General features: G+C 70.4%; 19 protein-coding genes. 4 read left to right on the forward strand and 15 right to left on the reverse strand.

Features of this window, described 5'->3' with window-relative positions; translation table 11 throughout:
* Positions 1-3 precede the first annotated feature (3 nt).
* Both ABDW35_RS03955 and ABDW35_RS03960 read right to left on the reverse strand, forming a co-directional pair.
* Positions 4-1,173 carry a thiolase domain-containing protein gene (locus ABDW35_RS03955; RefSeq protein ID WP_343712548.1) on the reverse strand — a complete coding sequence of 390 codons (1,170 nt, stop codon included), beginning with the start codon at positions 1,171-1,173 and terminating at the stop codon, positions 4-6.
* Positions 1,170-1,826: a glutathione S-transferase N-terminal domain-containing protein gene (locus ABDW35_RS03960; RefSeq protein WP_343712549.1), complete on the reverse strand. Its 657-nt coding sequence runs from the start codon at positions 1,824-1,826 to the stop codon at positions 1,170-1,172. The genes ABDW35_RS03955 and ABDW35_RS03960 overlap by 4 nt, the downstream gene beginning before the upstream one ends.
* An 80-nt stretch (positions 1,827-1,906) precedes the next feature.
* Between ABDW35_RS03960 and gcvA the strand changes: the two genes are divergently transcribed.
* A complete protein-coding gene (gene gcvA / locus ABDW35_RS03965; protein WP_343712550.1) occupies positions 1,907-2,914 on the forward strand; it encodes a transcriptional regulator GcvA in 1,008 nt (335 codons plus the stop codon).
* Here the strand turns inward: gcvA and ABDW35_RS03970 are convergent.
* The 6 genes from ABDW35_RS03970 to ABDW35_RS03995 all read right to left on the reverse strand — a co-directional run bounded on the left by ABDW35_RS03970 (position 2,839) and on the right by ABDW35_RS03995 (position 8,427).
* The gene (locus ABDW35_RS03970) at positions 2,839-4,026 is read right to left on the reverse strand and encodes a CoA transferase (protein WP_343712551.1); all 1,188 of its coding nucleotides are present in this window, start codon (positions 4,024-4,026) and stop codon (positions 2,839-2,841) included. The two genes, gcvA and ABDW35_RS03970, sit on opposite strands and share 76 nt — an antisense overlap.
* Entirely contained in the window at positions 4,023-5,057 is a 1,035-nt protein-coding gene (locus ABDW35_RS03975; protein ID WP_343712552.1) for a CoA transferase, read from the reverse strand. Before ABDW35_RS03975 ends, ABDW35_RS03970 begins: the two co-directional genes overlap by 4 nt.
* Positions 5,054-5,785: a dienelactone hydrolase family protein gene (locus tag ABDW35_RS03980; RefSeq protein WP_343712553.1), complete on the reverse strand. Its 732-nt coding sequence runs from the start codon at positions 5,783-5,785 to the stop codon at positions 5,054-5,056. The genes ABDW35_RS03975 and ABDW35_RS03980 overlap by 4 nt, the downstream gene beginning before the upstream one ends.
* A complete protein-coding gene (locus tag ABDW35_RS03985) occupies positions 5,782-6,207 on the reverse strand; it encodes an OB-fold domain-containing protein (RefSeq protein ID WP_343712554.1) in 426 nt (141 codons plus the stop codon). The genes ABDW35_RS03980 and ABDW35_RS03985 overlap by 4 nt, the downstream gene beginning before the upstream one ends.
* Before the next feature lie 9 nt (positions 6,208-6,216).
* A complete protein-coding gene (locus tag ABDW35_RS03990) occupies positions 6,217-7,380 on the reverse strand; it encodes a thiolase family protein (protein ID WP_343712555.1) in 1,164 nt (387 codons plus the stop codon).
* A gap of 141 nt (positions 7,381-7,521) precedes the next feature.
* On the reverse strand, positions 7,522-8,427 hold the full coding sequence (locus ABDW35_RS03995) for a TauD/TfdA family dioxygenase (protein WP_343712556.1): 906 nt from the start codon (positions 8,425-8,427) through the stop codon (positions 7,522-7,524).
* A gap of 167 nt (positions 8,428-8,594) precedes the next feature.
* Here ABDW35_RS03995 and ABDW35_RS04000 point away from each other — a divergent pair, with 167 nt between their 5' ends.
* Positions 8,595-9,839, forward strand: coding sequence for an alpha-hydroxy acid oxidase (locus ABDW35_RS04000; protein ID WP_343712557.1), 1,245 nt, complete (start codon positions 8,595-8,597; stop codon positions 9,837-9,839).
* Here the strand turns inward: ABDW35_RS04000 and ABDW35_RS04005 are convergent.
* Complete coding sequence (locus ABDW35_RS04005; RefSeq protein ID WP_343712558.1) at positions 9,797-10,777, reverse strand: LysR substrate-binding domain-containing protein; 981 nt, start codon at positions 10,775-10,777, stop codon at positions 9,797-9,799. The two genes, ABDW35_RS04000 and ABDW35_RS04005, sit on opposite strands and share 43 nt — an antisense overlap.
* A gap of 56 nt (positions 10,778-10,833) precedes the next feature.
* Here ABDW35_RS04005 and ABDW35_RS04010 point away from each other — a divergent pair, with 56 nt between their 5' ends.
* Positions 10,834-12,054 carry a homocitrate synthase gene (locus ABDW35_RS04010; protein WP_343712559.1) on the forward strand — a complete coding sequence of 407 codons (1,221 nt, stop codon included), beginning with the start codon at positions 10,834-10,836 and terminating at the stop codon, positions 12,052-12,054.
* Positions 12,055-12,124: 70 nt separating this feature from the next.
* On the opposite strand, the gene ABDW35_RS04015 is transcribed toward ABDW35_RS04010, so the two are convergent.
* Genes ABDW35_RS04015 through ABDW35_RS04040 form a run of 6 tightly spaced genes read right to left on the reverse strand, consistent with a single transcriptional unit; the run spans position 12,125 to position 18,391 of the window.
* Positions 12,125-12,523 carry a RidA family protein gene (locus ABDW35_RS04015; protein WP_343712560.1) on the reverse strand — a complete coding sequence of 133 codons (399 nt, stop codon included), beginning with the start codon at positions 12,521-12,523 and terminating at the stop codon, positions 12,125-12,127.
* A 37-nt stretch (positions 12,524-12,560) separates the two neighbouring features.
* Entirely contained in the window at positions 12,561-13,667 is a 1,107-nt protein-coding gene (locus tag ABDW35_RS04020) for an NADH:flavin oxidoreductase/NADH oxidase (RefSeq protein ID WP_343712561.1), read from the reverse strand.
* Positions 13,667-15,157 carry an aldehyde dehydrogenase family protein gene (locus ABDW35_RS04025; RefSeq protein ID WP_343712562.1) on the reverse strand — a complete coding sequence of 497 codons (1,491 nt, stop codon included), beginning with the start codon at positions 15,155-15,157 and terminating at the stop codon, positions 13,667-13,669. The genes ABDW35_RS04020 and ABDW35_RS04025 overlap by 1 nt, the downstream gene beginning before the upstream one ends.
* A gap of 37 nt (positions 15,158-15,194) precedes the next feature.
* A complete protein-coding gene (locus ABDW35_RS04030) occupies positions 15,195-16,076 on the reverse strand; it encodes a carbohydrate ABC transporter permease (protein ID WP_343712563.1) in 882 nt (293 codons plus the stop codon).
* Between the two features lie 8 nt (positions 16,077-16,084).
* On the reverse strand, positions 16,085-17,080 hold the full coding sequence (locus ABDW35_RS04035) for a sugar ABC transporter permease (protein WP_343712564.1): 996 nt from the start codon (positions 17,078-17,080) through the stop codon (positions 16,085-16,087).
* 12 nt (positions 17,081-17,092) lie between these two features.
* Positions 17,093-18,391 carry an extracellular solute-binding protein gene (locus ABDW35_RS04040; RefSeq protein ID WP_343712565.1) on the reverse strand — a complete coding sequence of 433 codons (1,299 nt, stop codon included), beginning with the start codon at positions 18,389-18,391 and terminating at the stop codon, positions 17,093-17,095.
* A 174-nt stretch (positions 18,392-18,565) separates the two neighbouring features.
* On the opposite strand from ABDW35_RS04040, the gene ABDW35_RS04045 reads away from it, so the two are divergent.
* A partial coding sequence (locus ABDW35_RS04045) for a hypothetical protein (RefSeq protein WP_343712566.1) occupies positions 18,566-19,195 on the forward strand: 630 nt, incomplete at its 3' end.

Below are 19,195 nucleotides of genomic sequence, written 5' to 3' on the forward strand. Positions count from 1 at the left end.
CTCCTATTCGCGTTCCAGGATCAGCGTCGCGGAGCCGTGCCGCATGCTGATCAGCCCGCCGGTGCCGTGCACCAGGGCAATGTCGCAGCCCGGCACCTGCACCGCCGGATGCGCCTCGCCCCGCAGCTGGCGCACCGCCTCCAGCACCTTGGTCATGCCGCCGCGATGCACCGGGTGGTTGCTGCACAGCCCGCCGCCATCGGTGTTGAAGGGCAGCCGGCCCTGGCCCGAGATCAGGTTGCCGTCGGCGACGAAGCGCCCGCCCTGCCCCTTCGGGCAGAAGCCCAGATCCTCCAGCTGCACCAGCACCGTGATGGTGAAGCTGTCATAGACCGAGACGTATCTGACGTCGGCCGGCGTCACCCCGGCCTCGGCGAAGGCCGCGGCGCCGGAGCGGACGGCGCCGCTGGTGGTCAGGTCGATGCGTCCGCCGGCCTGGTGCTTCACCGCCTCGCCCGCGCCGATCACCTTGACCAGCGGCCGCTTCAGGCTGCGCGCGATCTCCGGCCGCACCACCACCAGCGCGCCGCCGCCGTCGCTGACGACGCAGCAATCCAGGCGGTGCAGCGGATCGGCCATCATCGGCGAGGCCAGCACCTCCTCCACCGTGACCACGTTGCGCAGCAGGGCGTGGGGGTTGTGCTGGGCGTGGTGCGAGGCCGCGACCTTGATCCAGGCCAGCTGCTCGCTGGTGGTGCCGAATTCGTGCATGTGCCGCATCGCGCACATGGCGTAGGCGTTCAGCGTCTCCATCCCGAAGGAGTTTTCCCACGGGAAGTCGGGCTGCGCGGGATCGTCCCGCCGCGGCGCGGTGCCGTTCGACGACCCGTCGCTGCGCGGCCGCCCGGCCAGGGTGATCAGCGCCACATCGCATTTCCCGGCGGCGATCGCCTCGGCCGCATGGCCGACATGGGCGATGTAGGACGACCCGCCGATATTGGTGGAATCGACGTGCCGGACGTTCAGGTTCATGTATTCCAGCATCGACAGCGGGCCGGTGCCCGGTGCGTCGCCGCCGCAGAAATAGCCGTCGACATCGTCCTTGGAGAGGCCGGCATCCGCCAGCGCCCCCAGCGCCACCTCGGCATGCAGCTGCGCCACCGACTTGTCCGGTGCCTTGCGCGTCGGATGCTCATAGGCCCCGGCGATATAGGCCTTGCCCTTGATCGTCATCGTCCCTTCGTCCCAGGTTCCGTGCCGGCCGCAGCCGCGAGTTCATCCCAGAAGGCCGTCGCCACGGCGGATGGCCGGGCCGAGAAGCCCGCATGCCAGGCGGCCAGCCGGGGATGGTCCGGCCGCCACGCCACGTCGCCGAAGCGGAAGTCGAGATAGGCCAGCGCCGCGCCGATCGCCGCCTGGCCGATGCCGAACGGCGCGGCCTCGAGATCCGCGGCCTCCCCCTCCAGCGCCGACAGGATGGCGGCCAGCTTGGTGCGGCAGACGGTGATGCGGCTCTCCGACTGCCCCGGCTGCTGGCGGAACCGTTCCCCCAGCCAGACCAGCAGCGTCTCGGCCAGCCCGTCGCCCAGCGCTTCCCACCGCCGGGCCCGGAGCCGCGCCGCCGGATCCCGCGGCAGCAGCGGGGGGCCGTCATGGAGGGTGTCGAGGAATTCGCAGATCACGGGGGAGTCGTAGATCGCCGTGCCGTCCTCCAGCACCAGCGTCGGGATCTTGCCCACGGGGTTGTGCGCCATCACCCGGGAATGCGTCTGGACCGCCGTGACCTGCACCGCTTCCGTCTCGATCCGCCCGGCCAGGCCGGCCTCATGCGCCACCAGCATCACCTTCCGCACGAAGGGCGACCGCGGCGACCAGTAGAGCTTCATGCCCATCGCCCCTCTGCAGGCTTGCGCCGGCCGCTCCAGCGCCCTAGCGTCATGTGAAAAATACTCAAGGGAGAATGTCCATGGCGTGGCGCCTGCCCCCACTGAACGCGCTGCGCGCCTTCGAAGCCGCCGGCCGGTATGTGAGTTTTACGCGTGCGGCCGAGGAACTGCACGTCACCCCCGGGGCGATCAGCCGCCAGATCAAGCTGCTGGAGGATTTCCTGGGGGTCGAGCTGTTCGACCGGACCCATCGCGACCTGCGCATGACCGATGCCAGCCGCGCCTATGTCGGCGCCCTGACCGACGTGTTCGAGCGGGCCGACAACGCGACCAAGCGCCTGCTGAACGCCCATCGCGAACGGTCGCTGCGCATCCAGTCGGCGATGACCTTCACGCTGCGCTGGCTGATGCCGCGGCTGCCCCTGTTCCACAAGATGTACCCGACGCGGGAGCTGCATCTGACGACGATGCTGGCGCCGCTGCCGACGCATTACCTCGTCACCGGCGAGGTCGATGTCGCGATCCAGCAAGGGCGCGGCGACTGGGACGGCGTGATCTCGCACCGCCTGGCCGGCAGCGAGCTGATCCCGGTCTGCAGCCCCGCCCTGCTGCGCGCGGACCCGCCGCTGCGCGAATACAACGACCTCAGCCGGCACACGCTGCTGCACTCCCTGGCCCGGCCGGATGACTGGCAGGACTGGCTGGCCGCCGCCGGCGCCACCGATGTCGACCCCGCCCGCGGCCTGCGCTTCGAAAGCTCCAGCCTGGCCTACCAGGCGGCGATCGAGGGGATCGGCATCGCCATCGGCCAGATGGCGCTGGTGATCGAGGACCTCGAGACCGGCCGTCTCGTCCCGGCCTTCGACTTCATCCTGCAGAACGGCAACGCCTATCACCTGATGTACTACGAGCACGCGGCCAAGAACCCGCGGCTGGTGGAGTTCCGCGACTGGATCCTGGGCGAGGCCGCACGCTACGAGGCCTCGCACCGGTTCCCCGGGGCAAAGACCGTTCATGCGGCGCCTGCCCCGGCGGCGACCTCGATCACGCCGCCGGCCGCCAGCGCCGCGACCTCGGCCGCCGAATAGCCGGCGATCTCCATCAGCACCCGCGCCGTGTCGGCGCCGACGCCCGGGGCGTCGCGCCGGACCGACAGCGGCGCCTCCTCCAGCTGGAACGGGAAGCCCTTCAGCCAGGCGCCGTCGGCGGCGTGGGTCATCGCCATCGCCCACAGCCGCCCCTCATGCTCCGCCAGGTCCCGCCCGCCCAGAACCGGCGCCGCGGCGATGGACAGCGCCGCAAGGCCGGCGACCGCCGCCGCGGCGTCGCGGCCGGCGATCCAGCCGGCCAGGGCCGTCCGCCTGGCCGCGTCCCCCGCCCCGGCCGGCAGCCCGAGAAGACGGTCCAGCGCCGGCAGGTCGCGATCGTCGACCGTGACGGCGACCCAGCGCCCGGCCGCATCGCGAAAGCAATCCTGCAGCCGGTGTGGCGGCTGGGCATTGCCGCGGCGCGCCGGCTCCTCCGCCGCCACGAACGCCTCCCCCAGCAGGAAGCTGGTCAGCTCGCGCTGCGACAGGTCGAGATGGGTGCCCCCGGCACCCGACCGGCTGGCCCGCCACGCCGTGGCGATCATCCCGGCGGCGAAGATCGCGACGACCTGGTCGGGATAGTTGAGGTCGCGGCCGCTGACCACCGGCCCGCCATCGGCGTAGCCGCCGGCCCAGGCCAGGCCCGACACCGCCTCCAGCGTGCTGCCGTAGGAGACATAGCCGGCATCCGGCCCGGTCTCGCCCTGGCTGGAGATCGAGGCCAGGACGATATCCGGATTGGCGCCCCGCAGGACGTCGTAGCCGAGGTCGAAGCGCGCGAGGACGCCGCGGCGGAAGTTCTCGACCACCACGTCGCTGCGCCGGGCCAGGCGCAGCAGGGCGGCCCGGCCGTCCGGGTGCTTCAGGTCGATGCTGATGCCGGCCTTGTTGCGGTTGGTGGCGCGGAAGAAGGGCGGCATCCGGCCCGCCGGCGCGCCCGGTTCGGTCCACACCCGGAACGGGTCGCGATAGGTCGGCGACTCCACCTTGATCACCTCGGCCCCGAGATCGGCCAGGAGGGCCGAGGTCGCGGCGCCGGCGGTGATGATGCCGAGGTCGAGCACGCGGCAGCCCTCCAGCGGCGGCCTGTCCGGCGGCACCGGCGCCATCATGCCACCGCCTCGCCGGCCGCGGCGGGGATTGCGCCCGGGCCGAAGGTCCGGCCGCCCCAGATCACGGGCAGCCGCGGCACCGCGCTCTCGTCGCCCACCGGCGCCGGAAAGCCCCGCGCCAGGCTCTGCGCTTCCGCCCGCACCTCGCGCGGCGACCAGACCGGCCCGAGGGGCAGGCGGCGGTCGAGCGCGATGTCGTGCAGCTGGCGCCGGGTCAGGGTGAGGAACTTCGCCTCGATGATGCGCGCCACCTCGCCGATCCGCCCCAGCCGCCCGGCCCGGGTGGCGAAGTCCGGGGCGGCCAGCCGCGGGTCGCCGACGAAGTCGCGCAGGATCGGCCAGTCCGGCTCCTGATACACCAGCGCCACCCAGCCATCGGCGCAGCGCAGCACCTGCCATTCGGCGTCGGCGCCGGCGCGGGTCGGCGGCGGGGCCAGGGTCATCGGCAGGCTCTTCCAGTTCAGCCAGACCAGCGTGTCCAGCACATGGACCCGCACCGTCCGGCGCGTGGCCGGCCGGCACAGGGCGGCGGCGATGCCGGTGAAGGCGGCGAGGCCCGCGGCATAGGCGGCCTGGTGGCCCGCCAGCTTCAGCGGCTCGCGCTCCGGATCGCCGACGAGGTCGAGCAGGCCGCTCAGGGCCATCAGGGTGAACTCGCTGGCCGGTGCGGCCCCGGCATCTTCCGCGAACGGGGACAGCAGCGCGACGACCGGCGGCAGCCGGTCGCGGGGGCGATCCGGCCCGGCATCCAGGATGGCGGCATCGGCCGTTCGCAGCAGCCGGTCCGCGGATGCGCCGCCGGACGGCAGGTACCGCTTGCCGGCGCCCAGGAAGGCGAAGACCGCGCCGGCCTCCCCCCGCAGCGGGTCGCCCGCCGGCCCCTCCAGCACGGTCACCCCGGCGCCGAGGTCGGCGGCGATCCGGCCCGCCAGCCCCCCGGCCAGGCGCAGCATCAGCGGCGCCTCGGGCGCATAGCTCTCGACGATGGTGACGCCGGCCAGGGGACGGTTCGGCTCTGCTGGCAGGGTCACGTCAGCGTCCTGTCCCACAGGTCGAACAGGCGGTCCCAGCTCTTCTCGGCCGCGATCGTCTCGTAGGCCGCGCCGGCGGCGAAGCCGTAGCCGTGGCGGGTGCCGGGATGGATATCCAGCACATAGCGCGTCCCGGCGGCGTCGAGCGCCGCCTGCAGCGCGGCGATGGTCTCGGGCGGGGCGGCGCCGTCGGTCTCGGCGAAGCCGTAATACATCTCGCCGCGGATGCGATCGACCAGCCGGTGCGGCGACGTCTCGTCCTCGGTCACCAGGCCGACGCCGTAGAGCGACCCGACGCCGGCGAAGCGATGCGGGAAGCGGGCCGCGGCCACGGTGACGTAGCGGCCGCTCATGCAGTAGCCGACGGCGCCGACCGGGCCGGGCCGCACCCGGTCCTGGGCGTCGACGAAGGCCAGCAGGCCGGCGGTGTCCTCCATCACCCGGTCGTCGTCGAGATGGCGCATGGCGGCGCCGATCACGGCCGACATGCGGTCGTCCCGCCGCGGCAGGTCGAAGCGCAGCTGCCCGAGCCGGTAGTACATGTCGGGCAGCACGCAGAAATAGCCCTGCCGGGCGATCCGCCGCGCCATGTTGCGCAGCTCCTCCCGGATGCCGGGCGCGTCCATGTAGACCAGGATCGCGGGATAGCGCCCGGGTTCGGACGGGCAGGCGGTAAAGGCCGGCATCGTGCCGTGCCGGGTGACCACGGATACGTCCTGTTCGATCATCGATTGTCGCTTCCCGGATGAGGCTGCCCGTCGCCGCGCAGGCGGACGGCGTGCTGGATGCGGTCGCCATGCGCGCGGCAGAAGATCTCGACCTCCGCGCCGATCCAGCTTCCCGCCGGCTCCGCCCCCACGAGGTTGGAGACGACGATCGGCCCTTCGGCCAGCTGGACCGCAACCGCATTGTAGGGCGGCGGATGGTCGTCGAAATACTGCCGGTGGAAGACGACCCAGGACAGGATCGTGCCGCGCCCGGACACCGGCTGCCAAGCATAGTCGAGCGACAGGCAGTCCGGGCAGGCGGGGCCGGGCGGATAGCGGAAGCGGCCGCAGGCGGCGCAGCATTGCAGCTCCAGCCGCCCCTGGTCCAGAGCCGCCCACATCGGCCGGTCGTAGAGGGTGAGAACGCGTTCGGAGAGGCCCATCTGCGCCGCCTATCGACCGTAGATGATGGACACGGCCTTGCCGGCCACGTCCGAGCTGTAATGGACGAAGCGGCAGTCCGGCACCTGCCGGTCGCCGCCTTCGCCGCGCACCTGGCGCACGGCCTCGACCTGGTGGTTCCAGCCCTGCATGTAGCTCTCCGACAGGTGGCCGCCGCTGGTATTGACCGGCAGGCCGCGGGCCAGCGAGATGCCGTGGTCGCGCATGAAGCGCCCGGCCTCGCCGTCGCCGCAGTAGCCGTAGCCCTCCAGCGCCAGGGGGATGTGGCAGGAGAAGCTGTCGTAGATCTGCAGGGCGCTCATGTCCCGCGGCCCGATGCCCGCCATGTCGAAGACCTGGGCCGCCGTCTCGCGCTGGGCCGGGCGGTAGAAGTCGAACAGCCGCGGCTCCAGGCTGGTGGCGCCGCGGTTCAGGTCCGACCGGCCGACCCCGTGGATCGGCACCGCGCGCGACGTCATCCGCCTGGCGCGGCCGGCCTCGGCGATGATCAGCGCCACGCCGCCATCGTTGATCAGGCAGTAGTCGAACAGGTGCAGCGGCTCGCAGATATAGGTCGAGGCCAGGTAGTCCTCGATGCCGATCGGCTTGCGCATCAGCGCGTTCGGGTTCCGGCTGGCGGCCAGGCGCTGGGCCACCGCCACCTCGCCCAGCTCGGCCTCGGTCAGGCCGGTCAGTTCCATGTAGCGCCGGAACATCATGGCGTAGAGGGCGCCCTGCGAGGTGAAGCCCCAGGGCGCGTGGTAGACATAGGACAGGAAGGCGCCGCCGCCCTGCGCGTCCGGCCCGCCATAGTTCACCGCGGCCGACCGCTGGTCGTTGCCATAGACCAGCGCGACAACCTCGGCCATGCCGGTCGCGACCGCCATGCAGGCTTCGATCACGGCCAGCATCGCATCGGCCTGGCCGCCCCAGCGGACGTTCAGGCCCAGCACCTCCGCCACCCGCTCATAGGCCGTGGTCGGGCCGACGATCAGCCCGTCGATCTCGTCGCGGTCGATCCCGGCATCGGCCAGGGCCGCGCGGAAGGCGACGGCGGCATAGCCGGTGGAATCATGGGGCTTGGCACCCGACCGGACGGCGGCATGGTCGGCCACCCAGTCGGTGTGGCCGACGCCGACCACGGATGCGGCCCGGGCAAGACGGGCGTCACCCATGGCGGCGCCGGACCGGCTGCGGGGATGTTGAGCTTTGCACGGAACGACCCTCCCGATTTTTCGACCAGAGAAGGGGGATCCGCGGCCGCCGTCAAACGACGATATCGAAAGGATGATTGAGTTTCGCTCAAGGGGCGCGATCTACGCCGCCCCGAGGCGGGCCTGCCGCGCGAAGGCCGCGTCGAACACCCGGTCGGCCATCACCTGGCACCGCTTGATCAGCCGGTGCTCGTCCTTGGTGTAGTCCGGCCTGGCGTTGTGCAGCGTCGAGATGTTGTCCCACATCAGCACGTCGCCCTCGCGCCAGCGATGGGTGTAGCGGAACCGCTCCTGCAGCTGGTGCTCGAACAGGAAATCGAGCATCCGGTCGCTCTCGTCCTTGTCCCATCCGTCGATCCGGATCGCGTATCCGGGGTTGGCGTACAGCACGGTGCGGCCGCTGATCGGGTGGCGCAGGAGGATCGGGTGGGACACCGGGGGCTTCTGCCGCCGCTGCTCCTCGGTCAGGGGCGGCCGGTTGCTGCCGGGCCGGCGCCGCATCTCCTCCCAGAACTTGTTGAAGTCGTGCAGCGCCGTGGCGCCTTCCAGCCGCCTGCGGACCTCGTCCGGCAGCGCCTCACAGGCGGCGTACATGTCGGCGAACTCGGTGGCCCCCAGCGCCACCCCGTCGCGGCGCGGCACCTTGATGGCGTAGAGCACATTCGCGAAGGCGATGTCGCGGCTGTAGGACATGTCGGTGTGCCAGTCCTGGCCGGCATCCGACAGGCCGATCGGCCGGCCATTCTCGGTGATATTGGACAGGATCATCACCTCGGGGTGGCCCGGCTCCTGGAATGCGTTGGCGACATTGATCTCCAGCGTCCCGAAGCGGGCGCTGAACGCCTTGAGCTGGCCTGCGTCGATCTGCTGGCCCGGGAACCAGATGACCCCGTGCTGCGCCAGGGATCCGAGAATAATGCCGAAATCCTCTTCACCGAGGGGCTGGGCCAGATCGATCTCCGAAATCCTGGCCCCGAGCCCGGACGCATTCGCCACAACAACGACCATGATTTTACTTCCTATCCATGCTTCCATTTCGGCAAAAACCATACAAGGATTCAAACAGCCGCTTCCGATCCAAAAGCGAAACAGCATTTTTCTGGAGAAGAAACACCAGGACCGGCAATAAGCTGCTATCGGATCAGTCGGTCAGAACTTGGGCAGGGCCCGTTCAGATGATCCGAGACACCTCGCCCGCGGCGAGCCTGCGCCTTTCGCCCGCCGCGGCGGCCGAGGCTGCGCCCCCGACGCGGGACCGGCGCTTCCTGTGCCTTGACGATTTCGAGCGCGCGGCGCGCCGCCGCCTGCCGCGGATGCTGTACGGCTTCGTCGCCGGCGGGGCGGAGGAGCAGGCGTCGCTGCGCGACAACCGGGCGGCCTTCGCCGAGCTTCGCTTCCTGCCGAGGATCCTGGCCGACGTCTCCGGCCGGTCGCAGGCGACCTCCCTGCTCGGCCGCCCGCAGGCCCATCCCTTCGGCATCGCGCCGATGGGGCTGACCGGCATCTGCGCGTTCGAGGCGGACCTGCTGCTGGCCCGGGCGGCCGCGGAGGCGCGGATCCCGATGATCCTCAGCGCCACATCGATCATCCCGATGGAGCAGATCCGCGCCGCGGCGCCCGACACCTGGATGCAGGCCTATCTGCCGGCCGAGACCGACCGGATCGACGGCTTCCTGCAGCGGGTCTCCGACGCCGGGTTCGAGACGCTGGTCCTGACAGCCGACGTGCCGGTCGCGGCCAACCGCGAGCACAACATCCGCAACGGCTTCGACCTGCCGCTCCGCCCCGGGCCGCGGCTGTTCTGGCAGGGCGCGACCCATCCCCGCTGGCTGCTCGGCACGGTGCTGCGCACGCTGACGAGGCGGGGCATGCCGCATTTCGAGAACATGGACCGCCATCGCGGCCCGCCGGTCGTCTCGACCGCCGCGGTGCGGGCCCTCGGGCGGCGCGATGCCCTGAGCTGGGCCTCGTTCGAGGTCATCCGGGCCCGCTGGCGCGGCAAGCTGCTGATCAAAGGCGTGCTGTCGCCTCGCGATGCGAGGATCGCGTCCGAGGCAGGGGCCGACGGGATCATCGTGTCGAACCATGGCGGCCGCCAGCTCGACGGCGCCGTGTCCCCCTTGCGGGCGCTGCCGGCGATCGCGGCCGAGGCGAAAGGCCTGCCGATCCTGTTCGACAGCGGCATCCGCCGCGGCTCGGACGTGCTCAAGGCCCTCGCCCTCGGGGCGAATTTCGTGTTCCTGGGCCGCCCCTTCCTGTTCGCCGCGGCCGCGGCCGGCGCCGCCGGGATCCGCCGGGCGATCGCCCTCCTGGCCGAGGAGATCGACCGCGACATGGCGCTGCTCGGCGTCACCGCGCCGTCGATGGTGACACCCGACTACCTCGCCGCTGCCACGCCGCCATTCGGAGGCCGGGGATGAAGATCGACCCCGGGACCGCGGGCGGCCTGCGGCGCGGATCGCGCCCAGCGCGCCTCGGTCCTCAGCCAGTCGCGCAGATGGTCCAGGAACAGGGTGGCGCGCAGCGGCAGATCGCGCCGGGGATAGACCGCGCGGATCTCCAGCTCGGTCGGGGTGAAGTCCGTCATCACCTGGCGCAGGCGGCCGGCCCGGATGTCGTCGTCGACCATGTAGGTCGGGTGCATCGAGATGCCCTCGCCCATCAGGGCCGCGGACCGGATCGCCTCGCCGAAATTCGACCAGAACGGGCCCGTCACATGGACCTGAAAGGCGTCCCCGTCCCGCTGGAAGCGCCAGATCCCCGTCGGCGACTTGCCGGTGTGGACAAGACATCGGTGCCCGGCCAGGTCGCCTGGCGCCTGCGGCGCGCCATGGCGTTCCAGATAGGCGGGCGCCGCCACCAGCACCTGCGGGGCGCGCATCAGCAGGCGCGAGATGCTGCTGGCATCCCGCAGCGAATGGGCGATGCGGATCGAGAAGTCGAAGCCGCTCCTGACGATGTCGAGCGACCCGTCGTCATTGGTGAGCGCGACCTGGATGTCGGGATGGATGGCGCCGAAGGCGCGGATCGCCGGCACCACATGGTAGGCGCCAAAGGAGGGTGGCGTGCCGATGCGCACGGTGCCGGCCGGCCGCGCCGTCGCCGACCGCATCCTGAGTTCCAGCGCCTCGAAATCATCGAGCAGCCTCGGCCCCTCCTCGAGCAGCACGGCACCGGCATCGGTCAGGTTGACCGAATGGGTGGTCCGGCTCAGCAGCTGCACCCGCAGCATGTCCTCGAGCGCCGCCACCTGCTTGGTGACCGCCGCCCGCGACAGGCTGAGGCCTTCGGCCGCGGCGGTGAAGCTGCGGGCGTTGGCGACCGCGACGAAGGTGCGGATGAGCCGCAGCCGGTCCATCACGCCGCCCCCCGCCTTTCCCCGCCCCTGAACCCCAGAATTCGGACATGGAAGCGATGACCAGCGAGACCCGGAAGCCCGCCGCCGCGGCGGGAAAGCCGCTTTGGATGACCAGCCCGTTCCACCATGCCGCCAGCAGCGATCTGCGGTTCGCCGAGACCGTGCGCGTCGCCGACTGCACCCTGCGCGACGGCGAACAGCAGGCCGGCGTCGTCTTCACCGCCGCCGAGAAGCTGGCCATCGCACGCGAGCTCGATGCCCTCGGCGTGTACGAGATCGAGGCCGGCACCCCGTCGGTCTCGCCGCAGGACTGCGAGGCCCTGGCGGCGATCGTCGATGCCGGGCTGACCGCCAAGGTCAGCGCCCTGGCCCTGGCCCGGCGCCAGGACATCGACCTGGTCAAGGGCTGCGGCGCGTGGGCGGTGCGGCTGAGCCTGCCGATCGGGTACCTGCAGCGCGAGGCCAAGCTCAAGCTCGACGACGAAGCCTATCTGCAGAAGGCGATCGAGGTGACGAGCTATGCGCGGGAGCTCGGGCTGAACGTCATCTTCAGCCCCTACGACACGACGCGGTGCGACATGGCCTTCCTGCTGCGGGTGGTCGAGGAGCTGACGGCGCGCGGCACGGTCGACCGGATCAGGCTGGTCGATACGGCGGGCTGCGCCACCCCGCAGGCCATCGGCCATCTCGTGCGCGAGGTGAAGAAGGCGACGCCCGTGCCGCTCGAGGTTCATTGCCACAACGATTTCGGCCTGGCCGTCGCCAACACCATCGCCGGGGCCGCGGCCGGAGCTGAGTATCTGTCGGTGACGATGAACGGCATCGGCGAGCGCTCCGGCAATGCGTCGCTGGAGGAGGTCGCGGTGGCGCTGTTCGTGCTGTACGGGGTCGATCTGGGGCTCGACACCACGATGCTCACCGGCCTCTCCCGGCTGGTGGAGGAGCTGTCGGGCGTGCCCCTGCAGCGGCACAAGGCGATCGTCGGCCGCAACTCCTTCGCCCATGAATCGGGCACCGTCGTCGCGGGCGTGCTGAAGCAGCCCTTCACGGCGGAGCCTTTCGTGCCCGACCTGGTCGGCCAGACCCGCGAGATCGTGCTGGGCAAGAAGAGCGGCGCGGCCTCGATCGACGTGAAGCTGTCGCAGCTCGGCTACACCGTCACCGATGCCCAGCGCGACGCCCTGCTGAAGCGCGTGAAGGACGAGGCCGTGCGCACGAAGTCGGCGGTATCCGAGGCCGCGCTGATCGCGATGGTCGACGAGGTGCTGGCCTCGTAAGGCGACGGCTGCCGTCCCCGGGCCGCGCGCCCGCGGTCCGGGGGCGGGGCTGTCGCCGCGCATCGGCCGGTCAGTCGCCGGCCCTGGCGGCGACGACATCGACCTCGACCAGCCAGCGCGGATCCGCCAGGCCGGCGACGACCACCGCGGTGGTGGCCGGCGGCGAGCCGGCGAAGTGGCGGTTGCGGATCCCGGCATAGGTGAAGATGTCCTCCGCCTTCAGGCAGTAGGCCGTGATCTTCACCACGTCACCGAAGCCCATCCCGGCCTCGCCCAGGATCGCCTCGATATTGGCCATGATCTGCTCGACCTGGCCGGGCACGTCCGGGGCGATCGATCCGTCGGGCCGGGTGCCGACCTGGCCCGCGACGTAGAGGTGCCGGCCGCCGGCCGGGACCTCCACCCCATGGGCGTAGAGGTTGTTCGTCGGCGCCGCGATCGATGCCGGGTTGTGCCGGAGATTGGCCATGGTGCGGTCCCTTTCGGTGATGGCGGAGGTTGGGATGTCAGGCGGCGAACGGCCTCGACGCCGCGGCGGGCCAGCGGCCGGGATGGGCCGGCCCGTACTGGACCGGATAGTCGACCTTCGCCCCCAGCCTTTCGGCGGCGTGCCAGACCCAGCGCGGATCGTCGAGGAAGGCGCGCGCCATCGCGACCATGTCGACCTGCCCGCCCGCCACCGCCTCCTCGGCGAGTTGGGGCGAGGCGATCAGGCCGACGGCCTGGGTCGCGATCCCGGCCTCGGCCCGCAGCCGGGCCGCGTCGGGCAGCAGGTATCCGGGATGGTTCGGGAAGCGCTGGCCGCCGACCAGGCTGCCGCTCGACACGCAGACATAGTCGTAGCCGATCGCCTTCAGCCCGGCGGCGAAGGCGATGGTGTCGTCGAGCGTGCCGCCGCCGTCCAGGAAGTCCGAGCTGTTCACGCGGGCGCCGAGGATGCGGCCCACCGGCCAGGCGTCGCGGACGGCCGCCGCCACCTCCAGCGGGAAGCGCATCCGCTTGTCCGGCGACCCGCCATAGGCGTCGTCGCGCCGGTTGCTGACCGGCGACAGGAAGCTGTGCAGCAGATAGCCATGGGCGGCGTGCAGCTCGGCCGCGTCGATCCCCAGCCGCGCGGCCCGGCGGGCCGAGGCCGCGAAGGCGTCGCGGATCCGGGCCAGCCCGTCGCGATCCAGCGCCTGCGGCGCCGGCCGGGTTTCGTCATAGGCCAGAGGCGAGGGGCCGACCACCGGCCAGCCCCCCTCCTCCGCCGGCAGCGCGGCGCCGCCATGCCAGGGCAGGTCGCAGGAGGCCTTGCGGCCGGCATGCGCCAGCTGGATGCCGATGCGGGCGTCGCCGACCGCGCGGCAGACCTCCAGGACGCGGCCGAGCGCCGCCTCCTGCCCATCGGTGTAGAGGCCGAGGCACAGGGGCGTGGTCCGTCCCGCCGCCTCGACCGCCGTGGCCTCGATCATCACCAGCCCGGCCCCGGACACGGCGAACTGGCCGAGATGCTGGAGATGCCAAGCCGACGCCGCCCCGTCCGGGGCGCTGTACTGGCACATCGGGGACACGACGATGCGGTTGCGCAGCGTCATGCCCCCGAGGGTGATCGGCGAGAACAGGGCCGACATCAGGCCGTCCGGATCCAGACGGATTTGGTGTTCAGGTAATCGTCGAACTGCTGGATGCCGGATTCCCGCCCATAGCCGCTCGACTTGTAGCCGCCGAAGGGCATGGCCGGGTCCATCGTCTGGTAGCAGTTGACCCAAACCGACCCGGCGCGGATCGCCTTGGCCAGGTAATGGGCCTTGCCGACATCGCGGGTCCACACGCCGCTGCCCAGGCCGTACATCGTGTCGTTGGCGCGGCGGGCGACCTCCTCGATATCGGTGAAGGGGACGGCGCTCAGCACCGGGCCGAAGATCTCCTCCCGCGAGACGCGCATCTCGTCATGCACGTCGGCGAACACGGTCGGAGCCACGAAATAGCCCTGGGCCAGGCCTTCGCCATCAAGACGGCTGCCGCCGGTGACCAGGCGCGCGCCCTCCTGCCGCCCGACGTCGAAATAGCCGGAGACGCGGCGCAGCTGCTGCTCGGACACCAGGGGCCCGATCTGCACCTCCGGATCGATGCCGCGCCCGACCTTCAGCGACTGGCCGAACGCGGCCACCCGCTCAACGAACTCGTCATAGATGCCGCGTTCGACATAGAGGCGGGTGCCGGCGCTGCAGATCTGGCCGGAATTGGCGAAGGCGGCCATCGCGGCGCCGGGCACGGCGAGGTCCATGTCGACGTCGGAGAAGACGATGTCCGGCGACTTGCCGCCGAGTTCGAGCGTCACCCGCTTCAGGTTGCCGACCGAGGCCTGGACGATCTTCTGCCCGGTCTCGAACGACCCGGTGAACGCCACCTTGTCGACGCCGGGATGCGCGGCCAGCGCCGCCCCCGCCGTCTCGCCATGGCCGGTGACGATGTTGACCACGCCGTCGGGCAGCCCGGCCTCCAGCAGCAGCTCGCCCATCCGCAGCGCCGACAGCGGCGATTCCTCCGCCGGCTTCAGCACCATGGTGCAGCCGGTGGCCAGGACCGGCCCGACCTTCCAGATCCACGACACCAGCGGCCCGTTCCAGGGCGTGATCGCGCCGACGACGCCGACCGGCTCCTTCAGCGTGTAGGTGACGTAGTCGCCGGGCATCGAGTTGTCGACCGTCTGGCCGTGCAGCGCCGTGGCCATGCCGGCGTAGTAGCGCAGCAGGCCCAGCAGGCGGCGGCGCGACGCCCGGGTCCGGCCGATCGGGGCGCCCATGTCCAGCGTGTCGATCAGCGTCAGCTCGTCGAAATGACGGTCGACCAGATCGGCCAGGCGCAGGATGATCTGCTGCCGGTCATAGGGCTTCAGCTTGCTCCATGGCCCCTCGAAGGCGCGGCGCGCCGCGGCGACGGCGCGGTCGATATCCTCCCGGTCGCCTTCCGCCACGCTGGCCAGCACGGCGCCGGTCGACGGATCAATCGTGTCGAAGGTCCGGCCGGAGGCCGCCGGGACCCATTTGCCGTCGATCAGGAGCGTCTTCGCGGCCCCGTCGAGGAAGGCGGGGTGCCCGATGGGCGAAGCGTGGGTCATCATCCAATCCTTTCATGCGGAAAGCGGGGGCAGGGCCTCAGCCCTTGACCGAGCCCGCGGTCAGCCCCTGGACCATGTAGCGCTGGAAGATCAGGGCGAGGACGACGGCCGGAACCGCCGAGAGGAAGCCGGAGGCCGCGATCACCGAGTATTCGATGTTCGCCTGCCCCACCATGCCGGCGATGACCGGCGGCAGCGTCGTCGTGCCCGGCTTCGAGTTCAGGATCTGGGCCACCAGGAACTCGTTCCAGCACAGCACGAAGGTGAAGGCGCCGCCGGCGACGAGGCCGGGGCCGGAGATCGGCAGCACGATCCGGCTGAACACCTGGAACCGGGTGCAGCCGTCGACCAGGCCGCTTTCCTCCAGCTCGCGCGGGATCGTCTCGAAATACGCCTTCATGATCCAGATCGTGAACGGGAAGGTGAAGGAGCAGTAGGCCAGCACCAGGCCGCTGAGCGTGTTCTGGAACCCCATCTGCTTCATGATCAGGAACAGCGCCGGCATCAGCACGACGACCGGCAGCATGCGGGTGAACAGGACGGCGTAGAGCGTGATCCCCATCAGCGGGTGGCGGCTGCGCGCGAAGGCGTAGCCGGCCATGCTGCCGGCGACGACGTTGACCGCGGTGACCACCAGCGTCACCACGATGCTGTTCCACAGCGCCGGCAGGATCTGCGCCGTCTGGTGGCTGGCGTGGAACTCGACCAGCCCGAGGATCTTGGCGTAGTTGTCCAGGCTCGGATGCGGCGGGATCAGCGGCATCGGCCGGGCCAGCAGGTCGCGCTGGTCGCTGATGCTGGTCACGAACAGCCACAGGAACGGGCCGGCCAGCCACAGCGCGACGATGGCGACGGCTGCATAAATGACCCGGGCGGAAATCCATCGCCCGATCGGCCTGCTGCTGGAGGATGCGGACATCGGGCTCCCTACTCCGCCTGGAAGCGCGACAGGACCAGCCGGTGGTAGACGAAGGTCAGGACCACGCAGATCAGGGTCAGGGTGAACAGGATCGCGGTGCCGGGGCCGAACTTGAAGAAGTTGAAGGCCACCCGGTAGCCCAGCCAGGACACGGTGGTGGTGTCGTTGCCCGGCCCGCCCGACGTCATCACGTAGATGAGGTCCAGCATCAGGAACCCGTTGACCGTGGCCAGGACCAGCACCAGGAACATCATCGGCCGCAGCGACGGCAGCGTGATGTGCCACAGCTTGCGCCAGAAGCCGGCGCCGTCGACCGCCGCGGCGGCGTAGAGGTCGGCCGGGATCGACTGCAGCCCGGCCAGGAACAGGATCGCGGCGAACGGGGCCTGATTCCAGACATAGACCACGATCAGCGCGTTCAGCGCCGTGAAGCCGTCGCTGAAGAACGAGATGTAGGTGTCGATCAGGCCGAGGCGGTACAGCACGCCGTTCACCGCGCCGAAATCGGCGTCGAGCATGCCGAGCCAGAGGATGCCGACCGCGATGCGCGACAGCGACCACGGGACCAGCAGCATCGCCCGCATCAACCCGCGGCCGCGGAACCGGGCGTTCAGCACCAGCGCCATGGCCAGGCCGACCAGCGTCGCCTCGGCCACGAACAGGGCCACGAAATAGACGGTGCGCGCCAGCGCCTGCCAGTATTGCGGATCGGACAGCGTGCCGAGATAGTTCCTCAGCCCGGTGAAACGGTACAGCGGCAGGCTCATCCCGAAGATCTCGATCGCCGGCCCGCCCCGCTTCAGCAGGTCGACCTCGGCGAAGCTGAGCCAGACCGAATAGACCAGCGGCACGAAGACGATGAGGGCGATGACGAACAGCGCCGGCCCCGCCATCCAGGCGGTGAACCAGGCATCCGCCCGGCGCCCCCGCCGCCGCGGGGCCGCGGCGTCGCGCCCGGCCTGACCGGCGGGGATGCCGCCCCCTGTCGTGATCGTCTGCGCCATGCCCGGGCCGCCTCAGGCCAGCGACCGCTGCAGCGCGACCAGCTGCTTGATCGCGTCGCCGACGGGGATCGTCTTGCGGATCATGTCGTGCAGGATCGGCACAGCACGGGCGTCGTATTCCGGGTACCAGGCCTCCTTGAAGGCGCTGATCACCTTGCCCTTGCCGAACTGCCGGCGCAGCAGCGGCAGGTCGATCCAGTTGGCGTAGGAGGAGATCACCTCCGGCTCCTCGTAGAGCGCGGGGTACGGGTTGTCGAGGCCGGTCGCGATCGCCCATTTCCGCTGGACGGTCCAGTCCTTGTCGAGATTCGCGCCGACGAACCGCATCAGCTTCCAGGCGCTTTCCAGCGCCGTGGTGTTGGCGTTGAGGACGTAGGAATCGGTCCACATGTAGGTATCGCCGGTCTTGCCGGGATAGGCCGTCATCTTCGCCTTCTTCGGCGCCAGCAGGGATTCCTTGGTGTTGCTGGCGATCGTCTGCAGGTAGTTCGAGTGGTTGCTGTGATAGGCGTAGCGACCGGTGAACATCATCCGGTGCACGTCGGTGGTCGACGGCTTGGTGAAGATCTCCGGCGTCACCAGGCCCAGCCCGTAGATGCGCTGCCAGCGCTCCATCACCTGGGCGACGCCCGGATCCTGGTCGATCACCAGCCTGTTGTCGGCGTCGAACACCGTGGCGCCATCGGCGAAGCAGTCGGTCAGGAACTGCGTCGTCGTCCCCGTCACCGTCGGGTTCCAGTTCGGCAGGTACGGGTATTCCGAGGCCCCGTCCTTCTTCAGCTTGACGCAGTGCTCGATCAGCTCGTCCCAGCTCGCCGCCGGCGCCTGGAAACCGCCCTGCTGCAGCATCGGCTCGTTATAGATCATGATGTAGAGGGCGAGGTAGTACGGCAGGGCGACCAACTGGCCGTTCTTGTTCTTCAGGCTCTCCAGATTGGCCGGCGCCATCGCCGCCTTGATCTCGTCGACGCCCGGAAGATCGTCCAGCGGCCGGATCAGCCCGGTCTGCGACCAGCGTTCGCGGAACGAATGGAAGCAGTACATCACGTCCACCACTTCGCCCGCGAAGGCCCTGGCCTCCAGCGTCTGGTGGAACTGCGGCCAGGGCAGGGTCGAGTAGTTGACCTGCTCGTCGTACTTCTTGTTGAAGTAGTCGACATAGCCCTGGACCATATCCGGCCGGAACGTCCATCCGACGAAGCTGATCGGCTGGCCCGCCACGCCGCGCCCCGGCGCGAGGCCGTTCAAGGCCATCGCCAGGGACAGAGATCCGGCACCCCTCAACAGCCCGCGCCTGCTGGTGGACAGCATGTCGCCCTCCCCGATTTTTGATGTTCAAGCTGCCGTTCCAGCAACCCTAAGCATCACGATATGCCGTTTCAACCAAAAAATATGGTTTGAATTGCGTATTAAGCCAAACCGTGACAGAGATCGGCTGTTTCCGCCACCAACACAGGATCCGCCCGCGGCGGCGCGCCCCATCCGATGTATGAAATCGACCCGTCCCGCCTCGACCTCGCGCGGGAATTCCGCAGCCGCCCCTTCGGGCTGCACAGCCCCGAGCTGCAGGCCGTCCTGATCCGGATGCGCAGCCTGCCGATCGAGGGCAAGCACTGCCTGATCGTCCTGGAACCGCGGGCCCGCTGGCTGCTGGCGCGGATGGAGGGACAGCCGCTGCGTCCGGTGCCGGTGCCCGGCATCGTTTTCACCGACCTCGCCGAGGCCGAGTGGGCCGTATTCAAGCTGCGATGGCACGCCCTGACCGGGCACGACCTCGCCGCCGCCCTCGGAGAGCCGGCGCTGCCGCCGCCCGTGTCGCCGGCGCCCGCCGCCCCGGATCCGGACCGCGCGATCCTGGCCTATGCCGATGCCGTCACCGCGGCTCCCGGCGATGTGGTCAACATCCAGGTCAGCTGCCTCGGTGTCGACTCGTTCCGGGCCGATATCGTGCGCCTGCTGTCGCCCCAGACGGGACCCGACGGGCAGGGCTATCGCGAGGAGGAGGTGCCGACCGAGGCGAGCGGCACCTATCCCGGCCGGGTGCAGCCCATCCGCCTCGGCTCCCACATCGACCTGCCGGTGCTGGCGGCCCCGCCCGCCAGCTTCACCCTCCAC

The sequence above is a fragment of the Inquilinus sp. genome (genome assembly GCF_039594555.1).
Taxonomy (GTDB): domain Bacteria; phylum Pseudomonadota; class Alphaproteobacteria; order DSM-16000; family Inquilinaceae; genus Inquilinus.